We start from the raw sequence: 23,991 nt of genomic DNA, 5'->3' as shown, positions 1-23,991 counted from the left end.
GCCATTCAGTCGAACTACACTAGGTGATGCAAACTGCCCACAAGCGGCCAATTGCCAACCCTTCCGATGCCGCAGTGCGTGAACTTAGACGGGAGAGCATTAATCCATCAGGTGGGCAGGTTAAGCAGCCGTTCATTTCAGGCGATGCAACTGTGCCCAGCTATCTTGGCGGTTTCCTTCAGATAAGTTCTGTGGTGCAGTCTGCTTTTGTCTTGGGATTCGATCACCAAACGCTTTCAAGATCGAAGTTTCCGATGATCAAGATTTGATTTTGCGCTTTCGCCGGACATAAACTGGTTTGGATATTTTGAGGAAGAATCGTCAAAAATGACTATGCGGTTAGATTTTTTGGCTGGTCTTTGTGGTGTTCTTTGTACCCTTTCGACTACATCTATTGCGGACACAATCATGCACTTGGGTCGAGAATGGCCGGCGCCAAAAGGGTTTGAAAGTGTTTGCTCGAGCTATCCGCCAATTTGTCAAAAATCACCGAACCCTCATCAGATTACCGATGCTGAATGGAAGAAGATAAAAAAAGTAAATCAAAGCATTAACCAAAAAACTCCAGAGGTGTCTGACAAGAGCCAGTATCACGTTCTTGAAAAGTGGGCACTGCCCTCGCACTTAGGCGGAGATTGCGAAGACATCGCGATGCTCAAGAAGGTAGAGCTTCAGAAATTGGGCATCTCTCCGGATCACTTACTTCTCGCTACCGTGTTGGATCTTCACCGCGAAGGGCATGCGGTACTAGTCGTTAGGACATCCAAAGGAGATTATGTGTTGGACAACCTGACCAACCGGGTGCTTCCTTGGAACAAAACCCACTACGCATTTATCGAGGCACAAGACCCCAACGAACCAGCGCGATGGGATATTGTCCTGCAGGATCGATGACCCTTAGTCTGGGTAACCGCAATGTTATCGGCTCAAAGCACTCGTATTGAATATCAGACTTCAGTGAGAAAACTGAAAAGAAAGACATGATCCGGTTTATTGCAGCCAGCACCATATTCGTTGGCCCTTTACGTCAATTTTTGCAATTGCTTTGATCTGATCCGAGTGGGTCAAGAAGGGGCCGGAAACTTCCACATAGAGTTAGTTTCGAGGCGCAAACATCCGATTTTCGGCACCATCTCTGTGGGAGAAGAGTTTAACTTGAGAACTGGCCGCATGTGGGGGTTTTAGCCGAAATCTGGCATGGGTGCTGAGGGACTTGGGAGCCGGTATAAGCAATGAAGGGAAGGCCCCAGTACCTTCTCCTGTTCAAAATAATCAAATAGAGAAAGAGGCTTCGGAATACATAGAGAACGTATGGCTCTCGAGGCCGATCGGACGTTCCAACAATAGTCTGACTTTCGGTTCGCATTGGGGTCGATCAAGTTGTTATCTACACTTGGTATCAGCACTATTCGACACGCAAAATGACCCAATGCAGTAGTTAGAACCTGACTTTAAGAACCAGCCGAACTAATAGCGCAGTTTCAAAATTCTGCAGATTGATTTCTGTTTTGTTCGCATCGACTAGCGTCACTTTGCCGTCGACTTCTGCACCTGCAAGTCAGACCCCGGCCCCACCGCAGTCTTCTTCTGGCGTTCCTGCAGAAAAAGCTCGTAAGAAAAAGCGACCGAGCATTGGACTGGTATCTTCGCCCAGCCGCGTTCTCCGGTTGATTCCTTTTTTTCTCAAGATACGTTTAGGTAAATCTTTTTTTGAGATCTGATCAAAAAGCCAATGAGTACCAACACGGCATATCAAAGTAAGCGAACCAATCGCGCTCCCGCTATGAAGTCAAACTCGCGGGTTTTTGTGTGCCTTGTCTCTTTGGGAATCAACGCACTTGCGTTGGCGCTTCCTTTGGCTCTCCTGCAGGTCTACGACCGGATTTTGCCGAATCAGGCAGCCGGATCTGCAATCGTCATTTTCTCGGCAGTTGTTGTCGCGTTGGTGTTTTCGGGAATGCTTCGATATGTAAGGTCCGGCGTGTTTGCTCGGTGGTCGGCACTGGAAGAACACAGGCTTTGGTCTCATACCGCTCGACAACTTCTTAAAGGCCATCACAGCCGGGAGGATGCTCTTTTGCTTGCTTCCGCCCCCGCCAAGGCGCGTGATGAGAGTGTCGGTCAAACAATGCTGGCCCGATACGATGCGCCTTTCTCGATCGTTTTCCTCGCTCTGGTCGCCTATCTCGGCGGAATCGTTGTCGCCGCGCCCTTGTTGGTCGCTGCCGTTTCGGTGATCGCGTTCCTTGTGGTTGCGCCGCGGAATCGATCTGCCCTGCAGCAGGAACTGCTGTCGGGCGCAAAGTACGAGGCCAGTGTCACGGCGCTCGCTAACACTTCCTCAAACACGACGACGCTGATCAGCCTCGGCTCGACATTTGCCCGTTTGACTCACGATCGCTCTGTCCAGTTGAAAGCAAACAGAACGACACAGAACATCAGCAGTTTTCAATTTGACCTCTTGCAGAGTGGCGCGTTGATCTCGACGGTCGGCGTTGTCTGGTTGGGCGCCGTAGAGGTGCTCGCAGGGCAGATGACAACCGGCGGGCTTGCCGCCTGCACGTTGCTTGGCTCTCGGGCGGCATCACAGCTTATAGGTGTTGCGGCGACGGGCCTGCGTGCCCAGCCCGCCGCTGTCGCGGCGGAGCAGTCGAAGGCGATCCTTGAAAACAGTGGAGAGAGCGAGCGTCAGCCGTCGCACCGTACGACCGAATACCTGAACTCGACTGGCGGTGGCATCTGGGTGCTCGAAGCTTCACCGCATCAAACGGTGTCTGAAAAGCTGGAAGCCATAGTCGACCACTTGCCCTGCGACCTGTCGGACTCGGAGACAGTTCGGATCGTATCTGCTCGGCCACGGCTGTTGGCTGGTAGGCTCATGGATTGCCTGTCCCGCTTGGACAAGGATCTAGAGCCAGAAGCACTGTCCCTGTCGCGCGAGATCGGACTGGACAACGTCGTTTGTCGACTTCCCCATGGCTACGACACGGTGCTCGCATCTTCCGGCCGGCCACTTTCGGATGGCGGCACCAAGCGCGCCGCGATTGTACAGGCATTCGCGGGCAGCCCCGGGCTGGTCATTATCGAGTCACCCGAAGCGCTGCTCGATGTCGATACGGTGAGGAACCTGTCGGAGTTCCTGCTGTCCCGCGCAATTGATTTCAAGATACTCTTACAGACATCGTCTGAAGAGCTTCTCGCCGGTCTTGAAGATGCCAAGCGCCTCGAAAACCCGAAAAACTGGATCGAGGGGGTCGAGTAATGTCAGCAGCCGCCAACTTCCTCCAAACCGTTCTCAAATATCTAGACGGGCGCCACTCCGATCAGGCGGTAGAGGCGGCATTCGGAGGTTTCTCGTCATCGCTGTCCGATATGGCGCGAGCAGGTAACCTAATTGGGCTTCACGCTTCAATTCACAAGCGCGTTCCGGCATCCTGGAGCGACGGACACGACGGCGCGCTGATTGCAACAGACGGCACCAACTGGTTTGGCGTCGTAAGACGTGATGGTGATCTCGCTTCGTTCCGAGAGGGCGACAAAGCTGTTCAAAATCTATCACTTGAGGGGCCGCTTCTGTATCTGCGTGTGCTCCCCGAAGCCGAAGCCGCCAAGGTCACCTATTCCAATATCTTGTCTCGCGCGCGTGATGCCTTTGTGCATGTCTCGTGGCAATCTCTGGTCATTAACCTATGCGCTCTTGCGGTGCCCTTCTTCACCATGACGGTGTATGATCGGGTACTGGGAGGCGGCGCCGTCGACTCGCTTCCGGCCTTGTTATCGGGTGCAGTGATTGTTTTGATCACGATGCTGGCAATGCGCCGCGTCAGGTCCGGTTTTGCTGCCGCAGAATACGCCTCGCTTTCTGGACAAATTTCGACATTGCTGGCCGGCAAGGCGCTCCGCTCGCCTGTATCGAACGCGGCCGGCAACTCGGGCAGTGCGATTGTCATGAAGGTCCGACAAGGTGAACGCGCCGCTGACCTGTTCGCCTCCCCGAATATCACGGCGATTTATGATGCACCGTTTATCCTGTTGACCTTTGCCGCTTTGGTGATTGTTGGCGGAGGCATGGCGATCATTCCCGCGATCTACCTCCTGATGTTTTTTGGTTTCGGTTTGTTGATGAACGCTGGAACCGGCAGTAGGGACCCGTTTGCCGCCCGCCAATCCATGAGGCGCACGCAGATGATTGGGGAATTGGTCGACGCCAACGGCGCTATTCAACGCGCCGGGTTGGGCGAGAAATGGCTTCAGCGGTTCGATGCAGCCTTGCGCTCAAGTGCGCGCGACACGCACCGTTCGATGACAAAGATTGGCTCCCAGTCTGCAATCGCGACCACGCTTGGATCCGGCACCGCGCTCGTAACACTGGTCGTAGGAATCGATCTCGCGCTGAAGGGCCATTTGTCACCAGGAACACTGATCGGAACAATGTTGCTGACTTGGCGCATCACCGGTCCAGCGCAATCGCTGTTCCTTGCGATCCCGCGACTTAAAGCAATCCGCAACGGCTGGAACTCTCTTGAGACACAACTCCGCGCGCCAACGATAGGCCAAGAGGCTCATCTCCAAATCGCGCTTGAACCTGAGGCGCCCGCTGTGGCCGCTCAGGGGTTGTTCTACCGCTACGAAGCCGGTCAGCCACCTGCCGTGACCGGCGTAACATTCGATGTGCCCGCCGGCAGCGTCGTCGTTGTGATGGGACCGAACGGGTCGGGCAAATCGACCTTGTTGCAGCTCGTGGCAGGGCATTTCAGCCCGCAATCCGGAAACCTGACACTAAACGGGCGTCAGATGTCCCAATATGATCCCGACGAGATCGACGCACGATGCGCCTACGTCGGTGGTGACAAGCGCTTTTGGCTGGATCAAAGTGGAACGGAGCCCGGCGCTGGGTTTTCCGCGGAAGCCAAGATAGAACGTATAGCGTGGTCCGCAATTGTCGGACATGACAGCAGTTTCTTCGTTCTCGATGATCCGCTTGCCGCGAGTGGTAAGGACGCTGTGACCGAGATCGCGAAGTTCATCGACGAAACGCGCGGCAAGGCTACGATCTTCCTTGCAACCCACGACACGGAACTCGCGGCGCATGCCGATATCGCTATCGTTCTGGACGCCGGCAACGTCGTCTATTGCGGGCCCGTTCAGACAGAAAAGCCAGAAGCAGAAGCTTCGACGGAGGAGAAGAGCGATGGGTGAAAATCGCGGAGATCAACCTTTCGACCTTTACGATACGTCGACCTTCGTCTGGATGCGTCGTGCGGCGATTGTCGTTTTGCTCGGTCTGACCGCACTGGTGATCTGGATGGTCTACACGCCGGTGGACGAGATCTCCAAGGCGCGCGGGGAAATCGAACCCATCGCGCAGGTGAAGCGGGTTGAAAGCCGGCACGGAGGTCAACTGGCCGAGCTGCGGGTGACGCGAGGTCAGATGGTGGAAGCGAACGAGATCGTGGCGCTTCTGGATCAGGCGGAGGCACAATCGGCACTCCGGGCGGCTGAAGCGCGTATTGCGGGATTGTCGCTTGAAATCGAGCGGCTTCTCGCGCTTGCAGAGGGGCGGGAACCGAATTTCTCGGCCCATGCCGAAGATTTCAATGACCTCGTGGAACGCGAAACGGCTGCACTTGCGGCAACTCGTGCCTTCATTCGCGCCGAACGCTCAGTGATCCAGTCGCAGATCGAAGAAAAGCGCGCCGAGATTGCAGCCATCGATGAAGAACGCCCCCAACTCATTCAACAGATCGCAGTCACCGAGGAGGAGCGTGCCGTTCAACAGGACCTGCGGGATCGGGGACTGAGCGGACGCGCAAAGCTCGCGGAACTGCGCGAGCAAGAAGCGCAGTATCGATTCGAACTTGCCCAGCTCGCCGGTCGGCGAACCATTGCCGAGGCCGAGATTACCGAGCTGCAGGCGTCTCTGACACAGGTCGAACTGGATGAGTATGCCAAGGCCCGTAGCCGGATTGCCGAAGCGGATTCCCAGCGGCGTGCACTGCAGGCCGAAGCGGCCGGCCTTCAGAGCCGTGTCGCGGAGACAGAGATTCGGTCGCCCGTTTCCGGGGTAGTCCAGTCGATCCCCGACGACACGATCGGCGATGTCATCGATCCCGGCGGAATGGTCGTCACAATTGTCCCCGCCGATGGCGGCTATCGTTTCAGCGGTCGCTTGTCGCCGCGCGATGTCGGCTTCGTTTCAGTCGGGCAACCCGTTCGATTGAAAATTGACAGCTTCGATTACAGTCGCTTCGGCGCGTTGCCCGGCAAGGTCGAGGAAGTTTCGCCAACAACATCAGTCGATGAGCGAGGAACAGCATTTTACGAAGTCCTTGTGCAGCTGGACAGCGACCATTTCCGCGATGCAGAGGACGGACTTACATTGATCGCCGGAATGACCGGCGAGGCCGATATCAAGACCGGTGCCAAGACCGTGTTTCAGTATGTCTGGAAACCCATCTACACCAATCTCGACCTGGCATTGACTGAGAGGTGAGGAGAGACGCGATGTCCGATCAGAGCCCGAGCAAATCCCAACCCTCCCGCTCGACCGCGGATCCCAGAGACGAGTTGTCCGAAGAGGTTTTTGCCTGGGTTGTGACCGACACGAGCGATCTTCCGGATGTACAGGACGAAGGCGCCCATGCGGCGCCGGATGGCGTAGAGCAAGGTGGCGGCGGTTCCGGCAACCGGCAGTTGATGGTCTCCGCGCCGGCCCTGGCACGCCATATGGGCGCCGACCTTTCCGAGTTGCATTCCGAGCCGGGTCGTCCGGGGGCGGAGTCCGGCTCCGACTGGTTGGCCTCGTCCGGCCTGGCCCCGTTGCCCCCAACTCATATCCAGAAATCTGGTGCAGGACATCCCGACTTCACTCATGCTTTGCCGGGAATTGGCACAGGTCAAAATGTCGGACATGTGATCATTCCCTCCGTTTCAACTGGCGGTTCAATCGGCGGTGGCGGTAACGCTTCGGGACAGACGCCAAGCCACATCGTGACGGGTGGTCAGCCCAGTGGGCCTGCCATCGCCGGGTTGATCCCCGGTGGTAAGGAAGGCCACCCTGTGCCGGTCCTGATCTCGGTGGTGAACGGCAACAACACGCAGGGTGGCTCCACCGTGACCATCGGTGGGTTGCCCCCCGGAACGATCATGAACCAAGGGCACGCAGGTCCGGGTGGGACGTGGATCCTTGGTCCCGGCACCGACCTTAAGAACCTGACCATGACTCCGCCGACCGACTGGTTCGGATCAGGGCACCTAACCGCAACGGTCGTTGATCCAAACGGTCACTCCGCACAGGTTCAGCTGCCTTTCAATGTGTTGCCACAACCCGACGCAGCCAGGATCTCGGGAACGGATACCGGAACGACGTCCGAGGATCGTGTTCTGACGGTGTCCGGCGCGCTGACGATCGTCGATCCGGATCCGGGCGAAGCACATTTTCAACCCACATCTTTGACTGGAAGCTTCGGTAGCTTGCAGATCGATGCGTCGGGTCGTTGGACTTACAGGCTCGAAAACGCCTCTCCCTCGGTTCAGGCGCTGGTTTCCGGGCAGACCGAGCGCGAAACATTCACAATACACAGCGTTGATGGAACGAGCCACCAACTGGTCGTAAACGTAATGGGCACCGACGATCGAGCAATCATCGCCGGAGCCTCTCAGGGCGCGGTGACCGAGGACAAGCTGACCTCGACCGGCGGCAAGCTGGATGTGACCGACCCGGATGCGGGCCAGGCGAGCTTCGTGCCGCAGACCGGCGCGGCCGGCGCCCATGGCAGTTTCACCGTCCAGCCCGATGGCACCTGGAGCTACACGCTCGACAATGGCCAGCCGGCGGTACAGGCGCTGAAGACCGGCGAGCAGCTGACCGACACGCTGACCGTCTCCACCGTCGACGGCACCACCAAGCAGATCACCGTCACCATCAACGGCACCGACGACAAGGCCGCGATCTCCGGCACCGCGGTGGGCGCGGTGACCGAGGACAAGCTGACCTCGACCGGCGGCAAGCTGGATGTGACCGACCCCGATGCAGGCCAGGCGAGCTTCGTGCCGCAGACCGGCGCGGCCGGCGCCCAAGGCAGTTTCACCGTGCAGCCCGATGGCACCTGGAGCTACACGCTCGACAATGGCCAGCCGGCGGTGCAGGCGCTGAAGACCGGCGAGCAGCTGACCGACACGCTGACCGTCTCCACCGTCGACGGCACCACCAAGCAGATCACCGTCACCATCAACGGCACCGACGACAAGGCCATCATTGGCGGTGTGGATACGGGGAGTGTCGCAGAGAACACTGCAGGCGTGGACAAGTCCCCTGATCAGCACCAGCCGGGCATCGGAGTGCTGGGAACGGAAACACTGAATGCAAGCGGCCAGCTTACGATTCTTGATCCGGACGCGGGTGAAGCTGTCTTCGACACGCATGGGCTCGGGTTCACCTATCATGGCACCTACGGCGACCTAAATCTTCGAGCGGATGGCACATGGTTCTATTCTGCCGATGCCGGGAACGCGCGCTTCTTTGACGGTCGCCCGACCACGCGCGGTAGTGCGATTGACCAGCTGGGCGAAGGGCAAACGCTTACTGACACGATCACCGTCTATTCCAAGGACGGCACAGCGCATGACATCACGATCACTATCCACGGCAGTAACGATGCCCCCTATTGTGCGTCCGAGGTCACGCTTGCGCCCGGCACCGAGGACACCGCACAAACACTGACCAAGGCGCAATTGCTTGCAAACACGGTCGAGGTGGATGCCAATGATGCAGGCAAACTGTCCATCGCAGGGCTGCGAGCCGATCACGGCTCGATCCGGGACAATGGCGACGGCACCTTTACGTTCACGCCCGCCCGCGATTACAACGGCGCGGTCCACTTCACCTACGACGTAACGGATGCCCATGGCGGGGTGACCCATACCGGAGCAACCACAACGCTCGCTGCGGTCGGCGATCCTGCGACAATTACCGATGCTAGTATTCCTTCGGTGACCGAGGACAGGGGCTACATCAACACACATTACGAACTTCAGGTGTACGGGAAGCTTGACATTTCTGACCCGGATCCGGGCGAGGCGCGGTTTGATGGCAACATAGGACCGCAGACATCTGCGGGTGTTGGCTATGATACACAGCTTGGCGGTCACGTTCTATTGCAGCCGGATGGCAATTTCATCTACTACCTCGACAATCGGCTGGCGGTCGTACAACAGCTTGGTGCTGGACAGACCGTCAAGGACACTGTGACGATCCGTTCGGTAGACGGAACCACCCATCAGATTGAGATTACGGTTCATGGCACCAATGACGCGCCTGTTTTGACGGCCGCGACGGCGTCAGCCACCGAGGACGGGTCCTCGGTCACGGGTCAGATGTCGGCGACAGATGTGGATACAGGAGACACGCTGACCTATTCTCTGGGCCACCAGGCACCCGCCGGGTTCTCGCTGAACCCCGATGGGAGTTGGAGTTTTGATCCAACCGACGCGGCCTATCAGCACCTTGCCGCAGGCGCGACCGAGCAGGTCACCATCCCCGTCAAGGTCACTGACGGCACCGCCACAGACACGCAAGACCTGACCATCACCGTCACCGGAACAAACGACGGACCGGCGGTCACCGGCCCGGTCACACTGCCCGGCGGGACCGAGGACAAACCGGTACAGATCACAGCGGCCCAGCTGCTGGCACATGCCACGGATATCGACACCGGCGACCAGCTCTCGGTGACCGGGCTGAGCGCCAGCCACGGAACCATCACCGGCGACGCGGCCCACGGCTTCACCTTCACGCCGGACGCCAATTACAATGGCCCAGTGACACTGAGCTACACCGTCACCGACGGTCATGGTGGAAACACCGCGCAAACCGCCAACCTGACATTGGCGGCAGTCGGAGACGCTGCCATTATTGGCGGCGTTGATACCGGCGATGTGACGGAAAACACAGCTGGAGTGGACATGTCGCCCGACCAGCATCAGCTGGGTATGTCGACGCTCGATCAGGAAACTATCAAGGCTTCTGGGACATTGACGATTATCGATGCCGATGCTGGCGAGGCGTCCTTCGATACCCATGGGCCGGGATACACATATCACGGCACGTACGGAGACCTGATGCTCCGCGAGAATGGCGAATGGTTCTACAGCGCTGACGTCGGAAAGTCGCGGTTCTTTGACGGGCGGCCCACCACCCGCGGCACGGCGATTGATCAGCTGGGCGAGAATCAGACGCTCACCGACACGATCACTGTGCATTCCAAGGATGGCACGCCGCATGACATCGTGATCACCATCCATGGCAGCAATGACCGGCCTTATTGCTCTTCTGAAGTCGTTCTACGGGCTGGTACCGAGGACACGGCGCAGACGCTCACCAAGGCGCAGCTTCTCGCCAACACGGTCGATGTGGACGCCAATGATGCGGGCAAACTCACCATCGACGCGCTGCGGGTCGATCACGGCTCGGTCCGCGCCAACCCTGACGGCACCTACACCTTCACCCCAGAAAAGGATTACAACGGCAACGTTCACTTCACCTATGACGTGAAGGATGCCCATGGCGGTGTGACCCATACTGGAGCCACGACGACCCTCGTACCAGTAGGCGATGCCGCGGTTGTTTCCGGCACGGATACGGGCGATTTGACCGAAGACAAGAATGTCGGACCGTCTTCGGCGCATCCGATTGTCGCCGACGGAACCTTGAGCGTCTCGGATCCCGACGGAACCGCATGGAACCACTTCCATTACTCCATGTGGGGAGAACATGCGGTCTCTGATCCTTTTGGCGGAAGCCTCCATATCGATCGCTATGGAAACTGGCATTACGCAGTGGATAACTCGCATGCTGCGGTCCAGAGCCTCGCAGCAGGTGAGGAGGGCTATGCTACCTATCGGGTGAGCACGGCCGATGGAACAACCCATCAAATCAAGATCACGATCCACGGGACGAACGACGCGCCTGTTCTGTCTGCCGCGACGGCCTCGGCGACGGAGGATGGCAAGGCGGTCTCCGGGCAGATGTCGGCGACCGATGTGGATACGGGCGACACGCAGACCTATTCGCTGGGCGGCGCTGCGCCGGCCGGCTTCACGTTGAATGCGGACGGCAGCTGGAACTTTGATCCGACCGACGCGGCCTACCAGCATCTTGCGGCGGGTCAGCCGCAACAGATCACCATCCCGGTCACGGTCACCGACAAGACCGGCGCCACCGACACCGAGAACCTCGTCATCACCGTGACAGGCACCAATGACGGCCCCAGCGTCAGCGGCCCGGTCGCCCTGCCCGGCGGCACCGAGGACAAGACGGTACAGATCACGGCGGCGCAGTTGCTGGAGCATGCGACGGATGTCGACACCGGCGATCAGCTGTCGGTCACGGGGCTGACGGCGAGCCACGGCACGATCACGTCCAACCTGGACGGGTCGTTCACCTTCACGCCGGACAAGGACTATAACGGCCCCGTCAGCCTGAGCTATCAGGTGACCGACGGTCACGGCGGAAACACCGCACAGAAAGCGTCTCTCACGCTTGGCGCAACGCCCGATGCTTCGATCATCACGGGAACAGATTCCGGGCATGTCAAGGAGGACAACGCTCCGTCCACATCCGGCAAGCTGAACATCTCGGATCCGGATGGTGGCGTCGCGGCTTTTGTACCTGTGACAAATGCTCAGGCACCGCACAACGCTGGAACCTATTCAATCGACGCCGCCGGAAACTGGACCTTCACCCTGCCTCCTTCGCGGCAGTCCCTGCACGAAGGCGAGCTCATCTACGACTACTTTGAGGTGCGTGGTGTCGACGGCACGACTCATCGCGTCAACATTACAGTTGAGGGCACCGCGGATGTTCCCAAGATCACGGGCGATACATCTGGGACCGTGGTCGAGGACACCAGGACTGTGGCCCGCGGAACCCTCAACGTACACGATCCGGATTGGGGACAGAGCGGCACCGATCGTACGAACTATGGGCAGCCCAGACCTTCGGACGGTGGTTTTGGCGCTTATGAGATCGACAGCCGCGGTCACTGGACCTATCGGGTCGATCAGACAGACGGCAGGGTTCAAGCGCTTGGTGAGGGAGAAACCCTCACCGACTCATTCACCGTCACAACGCTGGATGGCACAAAGCAGTCGGTCCAGATCATCATAACCGGGACGAATGATGCGCCGATTGTAACGCCGGGAGATCTTGGCGCCACACAACCAGGTGCGGGTAAAACCATCTCGACCGCAGATTTGCTGGCGGCTGTTCATGCAACCGATGTGGACCGAGGCGATCAGCTGTCTATCTCAAATGTTCAGGTCGACCCGCAATATGGAAGCTTCCACCAATCTGGCGGCAATTGGGTGTTTACCCCCGCAGCTGGCGCCAGCCATACCGATGTCCCAGTAACGATTTCCGTCACGGACGGACATGCAACACGCAGTGCAACGGCGACGTTGGATGTGACCGCGGCGCCGACACCGCCCACTGCAACTCAGGTACATGGTACGGGCACGACCCATCTTTCCGGCACACTGACCGGCGGATCAGGTGGCTGGTCGATCGACAACGGGCACGGACACGGCGTGTTGTCGCTCCAGGGCCAATACGGGACATTGACCATCAACCCGCAAACTGGACACTTTGATTATCACTACCAAGCGCAATCTGCAGTGATCAAACACGGCGGCGGCGGAGCAGCATCGAGGCGTCACACCGACACTTTCCACATCCTCCAGCATGGCGCGCACACGTCCGATGCAGATGTGCAGGTCAATATCAACGTCCAGAGCGTGCATGGAGCGAGCGGCCACCACGTCGATCAAACGACCCTGATCGGTATCGATATTGTTCCGGTAACACCACAGCAACACGACTCCCCGAGTGACGATGGGCCAGTTTTCGAAGTGACGCTTGGCGACGATACTAAGGACCCGTCTGCTGCCGCGCTCGGACTGACCGACGACATGGATGTATCTCTCGCCGCGAGGGCAGGCAGCGAGAACGATCCCGCTATTCAGGATAGCAGAGGCTTCGATACCCCAGACGAGCACCACGGGCAGGACGGCTCATCTCTCCATCAAGGCGACCCGGTGAACGCCTATCTTGATGCAGTTGGGGCGGGCCCGCATTCCGACGTTCCGACACAGCTACAGGATTCCGAGCCGGCCAATCCCTACACTGCGGCGCTCGGTGTTGATGCGGATATGCTGACCGACGCACCGACGCTGGATCCAACCATGCTGGATGATCCCGCGGCGGCCGAGGATCTGAGTTCGGACAGAGTGACCAGTGATGAAGGGATCGACCTCCCGCATGATGAACCGCTTGTTCCATTGCCGGAGGAGGACGACCCTTCAGCCAACTCAGGTTGATCCTGATCAGGTCTATCCGGCCTGCTGGGTGACGAAGGGGGCGGAGAACCGATCAACTGCCGGGGACAGTTCGGGCAGCGCATCGCGCCGCTGGAAACCGTCGATAGGCGCTGCCAGACGAATGCGAACGGGGCTCCGAATGGACAGCGAGCCTGCCTCCGATATCGCGCAAATTCCACCCACGCGACGAGAGCGGGGTAATGGTTCAATTTCTTGGCCCGTCTAAGAGTACGGGAAGCAATCGCGTTTCGTAATCATCGGACGCGACTCAACTTCTTGTCTCGAGGCAGCTGAACTTACCCTTGCATCGCCTACCAAAAGGTTATTTTTCCACATCCGTCGAAAAGAAAAAGGTGCCACAAATGCCCTCTTCGGCGACCCCAGTCGGTATTTCCGCTCCGGTGAACATGGCAATGCCCAGGTACGCATACCCTGAGCTTTCTTCATCCCAAGCTGCCATAAAGGTTACTGGCTGGTCCCCACAAAGCGTGTTTTGTTGCCGAAGTTGTCCGGCGTCTCCTGAGACCCTGAAGACTTGTGCGACGGGTACATTGCCAGATGCTCCCCATCTACCCGAAGCTGCATCGTCGACCACATTCAGATCGAGAAACCCACCAGTCTCAAAGACCATGCGCTTTTTCGACAGGATCACCGGTCCGGTGATCGCAACAGCTGTTTCGCTATAAGGACGAAGGGCTTTGGCGTCCGCCAGAACAGGTTGAGATGTTGCGGGGTCGCCGATGGCTCCGATCAAGAGCAATGCCAAATATGTCCAACGAGCCATACTTTTCCTCTGATTCATGTGGCCGAGCGATATCGCTGGCATGAACAATAGGCAGGATCCGAGTTGAACTCTACCTACCGCTGAGGTTGCCCTCGCCATACAGGTGCACGCGTTCGGAATGCGCATACTGGCGAGATCGCCCGTGGGGTGCGAGCTCATTCGTGACGCACCGAAGTTCAACTCAACCTCACAGCAGCTGTCCATTTAAGGCTTGTTGAACGGCGACACCGTGCCCAATGGAAAGGAGTTCTGTTCATCAATCGAATGGCCGGTGCGTACCGTTGCCGGATTTGTCTTCCCGAGACGCCTCCATCTCCTGAAGGGCGTCGGTGACGAAATCGATCGGAGATCGGGTGAAGGCGCAGTAAAGCTTGAAGTGCTGGGTTGCTTCCAATGTCGTTTTGGTAATCCCGTGTCGCGTGATTTCAAGCAAGCTAGCGTTCGGTAGGGCCATGAGGATCGGTGAATGGGTGGCCACGATGACCTGCGAGATTGCCGTTCGCTGAATACGATCAAGAATTGCGAGAAGCTCCAACTGACGCTTCGGCGACAGAGCACTTTCAGGTTCATCCATGAAATAGATACCCTGTTGCGACATGCGTTCTTTGAAAAATCTCACGAAGCCCTCGCCATGACTCCATGACAAGAAGTCCGGGGGCGCATTGCCACTGTCTTCCGCAGCGATATCAAGGTATCGGGCCACTGAGAAGAAGGTTTCCGCCTTTATGAACCAGCCACTTGTAACTTTGGGCAGCCAACTCGCGCGAAACACGTCGGCCAACCCAGCACCGCTCTGGTCTATCGCGCGGGCGTGATCGACGGGACGATAGCCCTTGCCGCCACCGGCCTCGTCGTAGCCACTGAGTGCCGCTATGGCCTCTACCAATGTTGATTTCCCGGTACCGTTCTCACCGACCAGAATGGTCACTGGGGTTGTGAAGCGCAACTCGAAGCCCTCACGGTCCAGCCAGGGAAGGTCATAGGGGTAGCCCGACTTGCCTTCGATCACATCATCTCTCAAGACAATACGCTGCAAGAACGGAGCAGGGAGTTTTGTGATCGGCCTGCGACGGCTCACAAAAGCCTCCTTTTGAACGCTAGGTAGTGCCCAGGAGACGATTGCAGCCTTATTTGCACTTGTTGGCTCATTTTTGCGGCACCCAGCCGCAATAAGTCAGCACCTGAAACGACGACGAGTCCTCGGCCACCTGATTGATAACCAAAACTCTGTTTGAGTCCAGCGGGCTCAAGAGTTGTCGATAGGTGTATGATTTGCCGTCAAAGGTGCACTTCAAGTCGACTATTTGTACTGCAGTCCCACGCAATGCTTGCACTTGATCGTATTCACAGGAGCTATCGTCTGACTTCCGACCTTCATCGTCGTAAATCACGTAACCGGCCCTCAAATCACCGTACTCTTCAGAAATGCGCGCGCCGTCCGAGCATGAAAGGCCCTCAGGGACATAAAGACCAGAGAAATGGACGGCCTCAGCCCACAACTTGCTTGAGGACCATATGAAAGCGGCTAACAACAGGCACAATGATCTTGTCTGGTTCATTGAAACACGCTCACCCTTCGTTCCAGCATCACACGAAGAGTCTGAAAACGATGCCGCAGTGTCAACGGCGCGACACGGAGTAGAGGGTGTAACTATTGGTCTGGGTAACAATCGAGGCCGATGTTTCGGAAACCAATGTTGCCGCCGCAGAGCTCCCCGTCGGGCAAGTGACGAGGTCTGCGGCATCATCCAAGAACTCGACCGTGAAGGCTGACTCGCCGGTTAGTTTGCAGTCGTCATAAGCGGAACGGTGGCCTCGCACGAAAACCAGTTCTGGATCCGGTTCGCTGATTGCTACATTCGGCGCAGAGCCAGTGCACCCAGCGAGCATACCGAGGCAGAGCAACAAGCAGCAAGCGGTCAGGGAGCTTGCGCGCGTCGCTATGGACGTAAGCGGCACGAAACGAACCGCGGAGTAAACGCTTTGCATGAGCTGGGTCTTCATTTGGCCCGGCCCCAGTTCTTGATGATCCGGGCAACAAGTGCGGCCATCAGCGCAACGCCACCGATCAGGACAAAAAACCAACCGAGGGCCAGCAAATGGAAAGGCTCCTGCAGGATGCCGTCCTCATCGACATGCGATCCCTGAACCGCGTATCCTGTCCAAAACGCAAGGCCCAGGCCCAGCAAGACAAGGGAGATGAGCGTCAGCTTTCTCACGTGCATTTACTCCGTTGGCCATAGCGCCGGACGGTGCAAGACGCTTCTGGGCGGTCGATCGGCCTTCCCATGCGGGTCACTCCCATTCCGCGCCTGTCGTGCGCCATTCCTTCGCGTCGCTGTCCCATGTGCTGGCCGTCACGCATGGCGTCGGACTGATACCGCCGCATTGCGAGCCGTGTACATCCGCTAGAAGAACCTTGTTCGGCCCGAGATCCGCCAGGCCCCACCCCTGGTTAAACAGGGAATGAAGGACGTCCTCCACGAGGAAATGCGACATGCACCCCCCCGTACCGCAGTACAGAGAGGCCGCCGTTGAACAGGAGAAACCGCGCTCGTTCAGCACCCAGTCGAGGTACAGGTCGCCATCCAGATCGACCCGGTCGACGGCCTCCCATTCGAGGTAAAAGGTGCCATTGTTGAACTCGGCGCAAGCCTGCCGGGCCGTCTCGACTTTTTTCTGCAGCTGTTTGGGAAGATCGGAAACATCGGCGGATGACGCCGACGTAACAAAAGTAAGCCAGGACGCGGCCCAAAACCCAAGAAACCTCAGGGGCTTGGCCGTTCCAATCTGCGGTTCTGTTTCACGCCAGAGCATCAATTGCACTTATCATACTGGTAATCCCCATATTCCAGCCAATCTTTGCCACCATCGCTGAACACTAGCGTTTCCGATCTATCCTCGCCAAGGAGTGCGACGACGAACCCCTTCGGAGCTGCCGCATTGCCAAAGAAACTGTAGGCCGTCATGGCCCGTGTCACCTTACCATTAACGGTCAGCAGGGCATCCCATTCGCCATCCGGAGTGTCGAGGATCACGTATTCGATCTGACGTTTGACGTCACCGCCGCCACAATAAACCACGCCCTCCGGGGCCTCGGTGCTTGCTATCTCCTGTGCCGCTCCGCCGCAGGCAGACCTGAGTGACTTGATGGCTGCACTGGACCCCGCGAGGTCGAAGATTCCATAGGTGATGTCCTGTTCGACCATGGAAAGGTTGACCGAGGCATTTGCCGCCAACTGATCCAGGACGAAACCGTAATCCTGCGCATCATTGAACGCGATCTCGACCGGGTAGTTGTCAACGATTTGAATGCTGGCGTTGTCCTGCCCGACCTGGAAAGCACCAGCTTCGGTCGTTCCGTCCTGCATGAAACGGATCGACAGTCCCCGCTTGGCCACTATGTCCTCGCTGTCTTCGTAGCCCGCGGGCGCAAAGCGAATTCGGTCGCATTGGAGCTCCAGCGTGGAGTCGTTGGATTGGATGAAAGCATTTGCTGTCGGTCCGGCAACGAAATTCCACTCTGCAAGGACTGGCGTAGCGATGGCGCAGGCCATCGCAAAGCCTAAAGGCATTTTTCGTTTCATTCTGGCTCCCCTCAAATCTCAACAGCTAATCTGGCAAGTTAGTCACGCTGCCGGTGGCCCGTAGGGGTTGGCCCCTTCCTCGGACGGCCGGGTCAGCCACCAGATCATCATGACCGTCAAGACCAATTGCAGCACCCAGACTACGATCATCCCGGTTACTCCGAGGAACGCTGCTGGGCCGCGCAGAACTTCCGGATCGTCTACGCCGCCCTCCAGTACGGAGAAGACCGCAACACCGCTCAGAATCGCAACCATGGTCGCAAACCCCAACGCCATTGGTAGAAGAAGGTACCATCCCGGGCGTCCGGTGTCGTGCAGTCGGCGCCACCCAGCAGCAAGCATCGGTAAGAAAACCGCGACTTGAAATAAGGGGTTAAGGACACTCGTGCCTTCGCCGGTTTCGGGGTTTGCGCCGAACATCGCCCTGTCTAGGACCGAAAAAACGATGTTGCACAAGATGACGAAAAGCACGAACCACCAGTATTCCGAACGTGTTGCCCGCCCTGAAAAGACGACGTATTTCGAAAGGCAGACTTTGATCGATTGCACAAACCCCATTCCAAGCTTACCTTTCTGTGGTTTTGCATTTGAAACTCCGTCATGGCATAGGATTTTGCGTTGCTAGTCAAGCCGCAAGACACGGCCTTTACCGTCGCCTGAAGCGGCTAAACAGACAGAGGATCCCGATGCCTTCAAAGCGAATTTTAGTAGTAGGCACTGCACTTGTTGCTGTTTGCGCCGCGTTCTGGGCTGGTTCAGTGATCCAGAAAGCCGCCTATCTTGACCGATGCCTCGATCTGGGCGGAGGCCGGGTCCCCGGCAACTACCCGATATGCGTGATCGATGGCACAACGGCACCCCTTCAACTTGGACCGATCGTAGTAACGGCGCGGGAGATTGTCGGTGGCGAAATACGCGAGGATCCAAATGGCCAGCCTCTTGTCGAGTTACGCCTAGTCCCTGACATTGCCGCTGCCCTTTCGGCATTCACCAAGGCATCTGTGGGTGGTTCGCTTGACATCAAGGTAGATGGAAGCCTGCTTCGCTCGGTCAACATCGTTGAAGGCGTTGAGGGAGACCGATTGATTCTTCCCATGCCCAAATCAGATGCGCATACACTCTCTCAAAGGCTCGAGCTGGACGGCCTTTGAGCCAGGATTTACACCTGAGTGGCGACTGGCTAGTGGTCGAAATCCGCTTCGACACAACTCGATGCCGCCGAATCCCGGGCCAGAGTCCGTGCCCGTGTGACGTTCTGGTTCGTTCATACGGATAGGTCAGAGGCCTGCACAGTTTGCACCTCGGACATCTCTGCAGTTGGTTTCCCTGTGAGTGGATTCAAAGTCTGCTCTTCTATCTGCGGCGCTGCTAACAATTTTGAGTTTCGAATTGCCACACTTGCGAGCGTCAGCACGGGACCACTTCCGGAATGGGCTCGAAGCAGACATTCGCTGCAACTTGCTTGAACGTCTCCTTCGCGGAAAATTTTACTGAAGCGGGAGATGCGTCTTCTTGCTTCAGTTCGTACAAGTGTTGCTAATAACGCTTTTCTCCTAGGTGCGCGATACCCGAAGCCAGTAGTCGTCTTGCCTCGTAGAGTTCACGCTGACCAGACATTAGGTTTGGAGGTAGAGCACCTATCTTTTCAGAATGCCGAATTGATATCTCTAACCTATCAGCCGCTTCGATTGCGGCTTTTAGTGCAGCCTTGATGGCGGTGCTATCAGAAATGGGCAGGCGAGTTCCAGCCATTCCTCCGTTGTCTGTCCATGACCCTCTCTTCATTTTTGTTCCTCGCTCAGGCGGCCCCATTTTGGTAGTAGTGACTTATCAATTGCGGCGGTCGTTCTATCCGTACGTCGCATTTCCTCGACCTCCGCACGGAGTGCGGACAGTTCTTCAAGCCCTTTGAGCTGGGCGTGACGACCCAGAACATCCTGAAGAAGCCTTGCCTGTTGCAAGCTGATTTCGCCCCGCGATGCTGCAGTTGTGGTCCGCTCTGAAGCGACGAGGATATCTTCAATTGAGCTCAATTTGTTCCTGTCAGCCAAGTGAACGAAGTCAGAGCGTGTAGGAGGCCGAACCCGATCAACGAGCCATTGGGCTACGGTTGGATTGCCGTTATCAAGCTCGTCGGAAATTACATCAGTGGCGCGCCCGAGCATCTCTTCAAGCCGTTCGCCCGCAAGCCGTGCTGCGCGTGCTTTAATGCCATTTGCGCCCCGCGGTCGGCCGGTTGACTTTGGCGGTTTGTGCCCGGGCAGGAACTTGCCATCCGGGCCGCGTTTAGCTTGTTGCTCGTCATGCGGCATAGAACCGTCAATCTCGTCATTTATACGTCAATAATACTGACATAATAGCTTAACTTTGCGTTCTTGTCACTGTCTTCTGATTGACCCGTGGGTTACGGAGTTCGAGAGCGAGGTGTTCCGCTCCTTTAAGTGAAAAACCAAATCGGCTGTTGCATTCTCACAAAGAAATCAAGACGTGAGGATGCCTCCAAGGCCATCTGGCATCACATGCTCAACGCTCAATTCCTTAGTTACAAGACATGCAAACCACCTAGGATGCTCCCACTCAATTCTCAATTTCCATTCCTCAATGTTGAACGCACGTTGGCCAAGTTGTCTGGATGAAGGTGATAGCACCGCGCGACATCAAGGTTTTGGACTGCCAAATTGGTTTCATTAGCCCAATTGACAGCAGTTGAAGTCAGGAGAATTCAGTAATATGTGGGGTTTTATGTGGGGGCGAGATGTCCCAGCTGGCGGAAAACGCAGCGTTTTCAATGAGGGTATGGTGGCCCTAGGCTCCACCAAAATCCCTGCAATTTCCATTAGCCGCGAATTCAGTCCGGTTGGCGTTTGCCTGTCCGTTCTGAACACCGCGAACAACCGTACCCCTTCTATTGCCATAAGGGGTTTTGCTGGCGGCGTTGGGACGGCCGCCACTGGACCGGACCCCAGAAGGCTATTCCGCGTCACCCAAATAAGCCCTGAGTGCGCGGCGGCTGCCTCCACTCCAGATACGGGTGAGCCAATTTGAGAACGCATCCGAGAAACGGGCGACCGTCGCCGCATCGCCGTAGAGCTTGCGATTTTCGATCCAAACGCGCGGATTTTCCCTTGCAGCAAGGGCACGCGATTGCAACTGCCCCCAAATCGGGTCGTTCGCCTCGATTTCCGTCCCATCTTCGCGCGTCCCTGCACACATCCGGCACCAGAACGCCTCGGCCAGGGCGAGCCCACTCAACGACGCGTCCGCCTCTATCGCATCGCGCAACGTTGGCAGCAAAAATCCAGGGTGACGGGACGAGCCGTCAAAGGCCACGCGGCGCGTTGTGTCGTGGATGGCCTGGTTCGCGAAACGCCTCTCGATCAGGTCCAGATATCCCAATGGGCTCAGGCCGGGTACAGGTTTTACATGTTCGACAATGTCATCGACCTGAACCTTTCTGAAAAAGGCGGAAATGTCCTTGTCCTGCATGCATTCAGCTATGGTTGGGACATGTAGAACCTCACCCACATTGGCAAGGATCTGATGGCCCCCGTTCAGAATGCGCAGTTTCATCGCTTCGTAGGAGTGAACGTCGGCCGTCATTGTAACCCCAACGTCCTCCAGCTGAGGACGGCCAGCGCAGAAATTGTCCTCGATCACCCATTGGCGAAAGTTCTCGTGTGTCACAGGCGCGCGGTCATCCAGACCCAAGGCGCGGCATTGGGAAATAACCTGCTCGGTCGTTGCCGGAGCGATGCAGTCTACCATCGAGTTCGGAAATGCCCCGTTCTCGTCGATCCAGTCGGCCAGAGCGGGGTCGGACAAGCGAGCGAGATCGACGACGCACTCTCGAAGAATCCTGCCGTTGCCCTGTAGGTTGTCACAGCTCAGGGCTGTGAACGGCCGCGCCCCGGCGATCATACGCTGTTTCAACGCCGCGACGATTGCTCCGAATACCGTGACAGGGCTGTCCGGGTGCTGCGCGTCATGGCGGATGTCATCGTGCGACGTGTCAAAATCGCCCGTATTGGCGTCAAGGTAGTACCCGCCTTCGGTCACTGTAAGCGAGACGATACGTATGGCAGGGTCCGCCATTTCCTGGATCAACGGGGCGTTTCCCTCCTCGATCGGCAGATAATCCACCATCGGCCCGATCACCTCGGCGGACACGCCTGAAGGGTCCAATTCGATCAGCGTTGTGAGACAGTCCTGCTCCATCAGCTTGCGGCGCATGTCCGCGTCATAGGCGCGAACCCCGGCTCCGACAATGGCCCAGTCCAGCGCGGCTCCTGTCTGCATCAACTGATGAATGTACCACGCCTGATGTGCACGATGAAAATTGCCCAACCCAATGTGAACAATGCCGGGCGTCAGGTCGTCCCTTTGGTAACGTGGCCGACCTATGTCGGGGCGCAGATCAGCGAGTGCGCCGCGCCCGAGCCGTACCGGTGGAGTGGTCAGAGGGTTCATCAGCTCATCCAGTTTCCGCCATCGACATTGTATGTCTGGGCCACGATGTATTCGGCGTCGTCCGAGGCCAGAAAAACCGCCATGCCTGTCAGATCCTCGGCTGACCCCATGCGTCCGAATGGTACTGCAGCAGCAACTTCCCGCTTTTTTTGACCCGGCTCTTTTCCTTCGTATTTGGCAAAGAATGCGTCTACACCGTCCCAATGCTCGCCATCGACAACACCGGGTGCGATGGCATTCACGTTGATCCCCTGCGAGATCAGGTTCAGACCCGCTGATTGGGTCAGAGAGATAACGGCCGCTTTGCTGGCGCAGTAAACAGCGACCAGTGGCTCACCGCGCCGCCCGGCCTGAGACGCCATGTTTATGATGCGGCCCTTCACCTTGTGCTGAATCATGTGCCGCGCCACGGCCTGCAACGTGAACAGCGTTCCGGCAACATTGATGTCGAAGACGCGCTGATAATCGACGCGGTCGATTTCGGTGATCGGCGCTGCGGTAAAGATCGCGGCGTTGTTGATCAGGATGTCGATGGGTCCGAACTGCGCAGCGGTTTCGGCAACGGCAGCGTCGATGCTGTTTTGATCGCAAACGTCCATCTCGACTGCGACCGCAGCAGAGCCAATTTCATCCGCTGCAAGCCGTGCCCGGCCTATATCGATATCGGCAATGGAAACGCGCGCGCCTTCCGTTACATACGCCTTGGCGAATGCCAGACCGATCCCCCGCGCGGCACCTGTAATGAGTGCAGTTTTCCCTTCCAGCCGTCTCATTCAATCCTTAGCCCCTGCGCATCAAAACGATGAATGACATCCGCGCGCGGTGTCAGGTGGATGCGATCCCCGTGGCGGAATCCGACCTCGCCATCGGCACGGACAGTGATTGTTTCGGCCAATCCCGTCTCATGCACATGGAAGAACGTGTCCGAGCCGAGATGCTCGGATACGCTGACAACGCCCGACCACTCTCCGCTGCTGTCAGACACAGCGATATGTTCGGGGCGAATTCCGATCGTGTGCGCGTCATGTTTCGCGGCTTCTTCGCCAGAGATGAAGTTCATCTTGGGCGAGCCGATGAACCCGGCCACAAACAGGTTTCGCGGTGTTCGGTACAGTTCGAGCGGGCTGCCAACCTGTTCGATAATCCCGGCTTGAAGGACAACGATCTTGTCGGCCATCGTCATCGCTTCTACCTGATCGTGGGTGACGTAAATCATGGTGGTTTCAAGCCGCTCATGAAGTTCACTGATTTCAAGCCTCATGCCGACCCGCAACGCGGCGTCGAGGTTGGAGAGAGGTTCGTCAAAGAGAAAAGCTGCGGGTTCGCGAACGATGGCACGCCCGATGGCCACGCGCTGGCGCTGACCGCCCGACAATTGTCCGGGACGGCGGTCGAGGTAGTCGGTCAGGTTCAAAACCTGTGCAGCCCCCTCTACGCGGCGGTCAATTTCAGCCTGATCCAGCTTGGCCATGCGCAATGGGAAGGCAATGTTTTTGCGAACGGACATGTGCGGATAAAGCGCGTAGGACTGGAAAACCATCGCCAATCCGCGTTTGGCGGGCGGCACATCCGTGGCATCTGCCCCATCGATATCGATGGATCCCGACGTTATATCCTCCAGACCCGCAATCAGGCGCAAAAGGGTGGACTTTCCGCAACCCGATGGGCCGACGAAGACGGTGAACTCGCCATCCTCGATGGTCAGATCCAGCGGTGGGATAACCTGCACGTCGCCGAAGCTCTTGGTCACGGACTTGAGTTGTATGCGTCCCATAAATC

The 23,991-nt window shown here is 57.5% G+C and carries 16 protein-coding genes; 6 read left to right on the top strand and 10 right to left on the bottom strand.

All coding sequences use genetic code 11. From position 1 onward, the window contains the following. Positions 1 to 408: 408 nt before the first annotated feature. The 5 genes from ACR0LH_RS17520 to ACR0LH_RS17500 all read left to right on the top strand — a co-directional run bounded on the left by ACR0LH_RS17520 (position 409) and on the right by ACR0LH_RS17500 (position 13,374). A complete protein-coding gene (locus ACR0LH_RS17520) occupies positions 409 to 894 on the top strand; it encodes a transglutaminase-like cysteine peptidase (RefSeq protein WP_170560174.1) in 486 nt (161 codons plus the stop codon). Positions 895 to 1,843: 949 nt separating this feature from the next. Next, positions 1,844 to 3,262, top strand: a complete 1,419-nt coding sequence (locus tag ACR0LH_RS17515; protein ID WP_170699619.1) for an ABC transporter family protein — start codon at positions 1,844 to 1,846, stop codon at positions 3,260 to 3,262. Continuing rightward, on the top strand, positions 3,262 to 5,199 hold the full coding sequence (locus tag ACR0LH_RS17510) for an ATP-binding cassette domain-containing protein (protein ID WP_170382241.1): 1,938 nt from the start codon (positions 3,262 to 3,264) through the stop codon (positions 5,197 to 5,199). The genes ACR0LH_RS17515 and ACR0LH_RS17510 overlap by 1 nt, the downstream gene beginning before the upstream one ends. Beyond that, positions 5,192 to 6,493: an HlyD family type I secretion periplasmic adaptor subunit gene (locus ACR0LH_RS17505; RefSeq protein ID WP_170382239.1), complete on the top strand. Its 1,302-nt coding sequence runs from the start codon at positions 5,192 to 5,194 to the stop codon at positions 6,491 to 6,493. The genes ACR0LH_RS17510 and ACR0LH_RS17505 overlap by 8 nt, the downstream gene beginning before the upstream one ends. An 11-nt stretch (positions 6,494 to 6,504) precedes the next feature. Further along, entirely contained in the window at positions 6,505 to 13,374 is a 6,870-nt protein-coding gene (locus tag ACR0LH_RS17500) for a VCBS domain-containing protein (protein WP_480721892.1), read from the top strand. Positions 13,375 to 13,696: 322 nt separating this feature from the next. On the opposite strand, the gene ACR0LH_RS17495 is transcribed toward ACR0LH_RS17500, so the two are convergent. The 6 genes from ACR0LH_RS17495 to ACR0LH_RS17470 form a co-directional block, all read right to left on the bottom strand. Beyond that, entirely contained in the window at positions 13,697 to 14,158 is a 462-nt protein-coding gene (locus tag ACR0LH_RS17495; protein WP_170560363.1) for a hypothetical protein, read from the bottom strand. Positions 14,159 to 14,414: 256 nt separating this feature from the next. Continuing rightward, positions 14,415 to 15,236: an AAA family ATPase gene (locus ACR0LH_RS17490; protein ID WP_480721890.1), complete on the bottom strand. Its 822-nt coding sequence runs from the start codon at positions 15,234 to 15,236 to the stop codon at positions 14,415 to 14,417. 922 nt (positions 15,237 to 16,158) lie between these two features. Next, a complete protein-coding gene (locus ACR0LH_RS17485; RefSeq protein WP_217358912.1) occupies positions 16,159 to 16,377 on the bottom strand; it encodes a DUF3955 domain-containing protein in 219 nt (72 codons plus the stop codon). A gap of 76 nt (positions 16,378 to 16,453) precedes the next feature. After that, positions 16,454 to 16,975 carry a hypothetical protein gene (locus ACR0LH_RS17480; protein WP_480721888.1) on the bottom strand — a complete coding sequence of 174 codons (522 nt, stop codon included), beginning with the start codon at positions 16,973 to 16,975 and terminating at the stop codon, positions 16,454 to 16,456. Further along, complete coding sequence (locus ACR0LH_RS17475) at positions 16,975 to 17,745, bottom strand: hypothetical protein (protein ID WP_170386722.1); 771 nt, start codon at positions 17,743 to 17,745, stop codon at positions 16,975 to 16,977. Before ACR0LH_RS17475 ends, ACR0LH_RS17480 begins: the two co-directional genes overlap by 1 nt. A gap of 42 nt (positions 17,746 to 17,787) precedes the next feature. Next, positions 17,788 to 18,303 (bottom strand): DUF805 domain-containing protein, encoded by a 516-nt coding sequence (locus ACR0LH_RS17470; protein WP_170386721.1) that lies wholly within the window; start codon positions 18,301 to 18,303, stop codon positions 17,788 to 17,790. 200 nt (positions 18,304 to 18,503) lie between these two features. On the opposite strand from ACR0LH_RS17470, the gene ACR0LH_RS17465 reads away from it, so the two are divergent. Next, positions 18,504 to 18,896 (top strand): hypothetical protein, encoded by a 393-nt coding sequence (locus ACR0LH_RS17465; RefSeq protein WP_170385925.1) that lies wholly within the window; start codon positions 18,504 to 18,506, stop codon positions 18,894 to 18,896. A 630-nt stretch (positions 18,897 to 19,526) separates the two neighbouring features. Here ACR0LH_RS17465 and ACR0LH_RS17460 read toward each other — a convergent pair. The 4 genes from ACR0LH_RS17460 to ACR0LH_RS17445 all read right to left on the bottom strand — a co-directional run bounded on the left by ACR0LH_RS17460 (position 19,527) and on the right by ACR0LH_RS17445 (position 23,986). Further along, positions 19,527 to 20,057 carry a hypothetical protein gene (locus ACR0LH_RS17460; protein ID WP_480721887.1) on the bottom strand — a complete coding sequence of 177 codons (531 nt, stop codon included), beginning with the start codon at positions 20,055 to 20,057 and terminating at the stop codon, positions 19,527 to 19,529. Between the two features lie 658 nt (positions 20,058 to 20,715). After that, positions 20,716 to 22,212 (bottom strand): mannitol dehydrogenase family protein, encoded by a 1,497-nt coding sequence (locus ACR0LH_RS17455; protein WP_480721886.1) that lies wholly within the window; start codon positions 22,210 to 22,212, stop codon positions 20,716 to 20,718. Further along, complete coding sequence (locus ACR0LH_RS17450) at positions 22,212 to 22,985, bottom strand: L-iditol 2-dehydrogenase (RefSeq protein ID WP_480721884.1); 774 nt, start codon at positions 22,983 to 22,985, stop codon at positions 22,212 to 22,214. Before ACR0LH_RS17450 ends, ACR0LH_RS17455 begins: the two co-directional genes overlap by 1 nt. Next, complete coding sequence (locus ACR0LH_RS17445) at positions 22,982 to 23,986, bottom strand: ABC transporter ATP-binding protein (RefSeq protein ID WP_170418472.1); 1,005 nt, start codon at positions 23,984 to 23,986, stop codon at positions 22,982 to 22,984. Before ACR0LH_RS17445 ends, ACR0LH_RS17450 begins: the two co-directional genes overlap by 4 nt. Positions 23,987 to 23,991 lie beyond the last annotated feature (5 nt).

This window comes from Ruegeria sp. CL6 (genome assembly GCF_056536465.1).
This window is presented reverse-complemented; position numbering and strand designations above follow the sequence as displayed.

Bases quoted from the DNA above. Each gene is read 5' to 3' on its own strand.
- ACR0LH_RS17520 (WP_170560174.1), top strand. From the start codon at position 409: ATGCACTTGGGTCGAGAATGGCCGGCGCCAAAAGGGTTTGAAAGTGTT.
- ACR0LH_RS17510 (WP_170382241.1), top strand. From the start codon at position 3,262: ATGTCAGCAGCCGCCAACTTCCTCCAAACCGTTCTCAAATATCTAGAC.
- ACR0LH_RS17505 (WP_170382239.1), top strand. From the start codon at position 5,192: ATGGGTGAAAATCGCGGAGATCAACCTTTCGACCTTTACGATACGTCG.
- ACR0LH_RS17500 (WP_480721892.1), top strand. From the start codon at position 6,505: ATGTCCGATCAGAGCCCGAGCAAATCCCAACCCTCCCGCTCGACCGCG.
- ACR0LH_RS17495 (WP_170560363.1), bottom strand. From the start codon at position 14,158: ATGGCTCGTTGGACATATTTGGCATTGCTCTTGATCGGAGCCATCGGC.
- ACR0LH_RS17480 (WP_480721888.1), bottom strand. From the start codon at position 16,975: ATGCTCTGGCGTGAAACAGAACCGCAGATTGGAACGGCCAAGCCCCTG.
- ACR0LH_RS17475 (WP_170386722.1), bottom strand. From the start codon at position 17,745: ATGAAACGAAAAATGCCTTTAGGCTTTGCGATGGCCTGCGCCATCGCT.
- ACR0LH_RS17470 (WP_170386721.1), bottom strand. From the start codon at position 18,303: ATGGGGTTTGTGCAATCGATCAAAGTCTGCCTTTCGAAATACGTCGTC.
- ACR0LH_RS17460 (WP_480721887.1), bottom strand. From the start codon at position 20,057: ATGCCGCATGACGAGCAACAAGCTAAACGCGGCCCGGATGGCAAGTTC.
- ACR0LH_RS17455 (WP_480721886.1), bottom strand. From the start codon at position 22,212: ATGAACCCTCTGACCACTCCACCGGTACGGCTCGGGCGCGGCGCACTC.
- ACR0LH_RS17450 (WP_480721884.1), bottom strand. From the start codon at position 22,985: ATGAGACGGCTGGAAGGGAAAACTGCACTCATTACAGGTGCCGCGCGG.
- ACR0LH_RS17445 (WP_170418472.1), bottom strand. From the start codon at position 23,986: ATGGGACGCATACAACTCAAGTCCGTGACCAAGAGCTTCGGCGACGTG.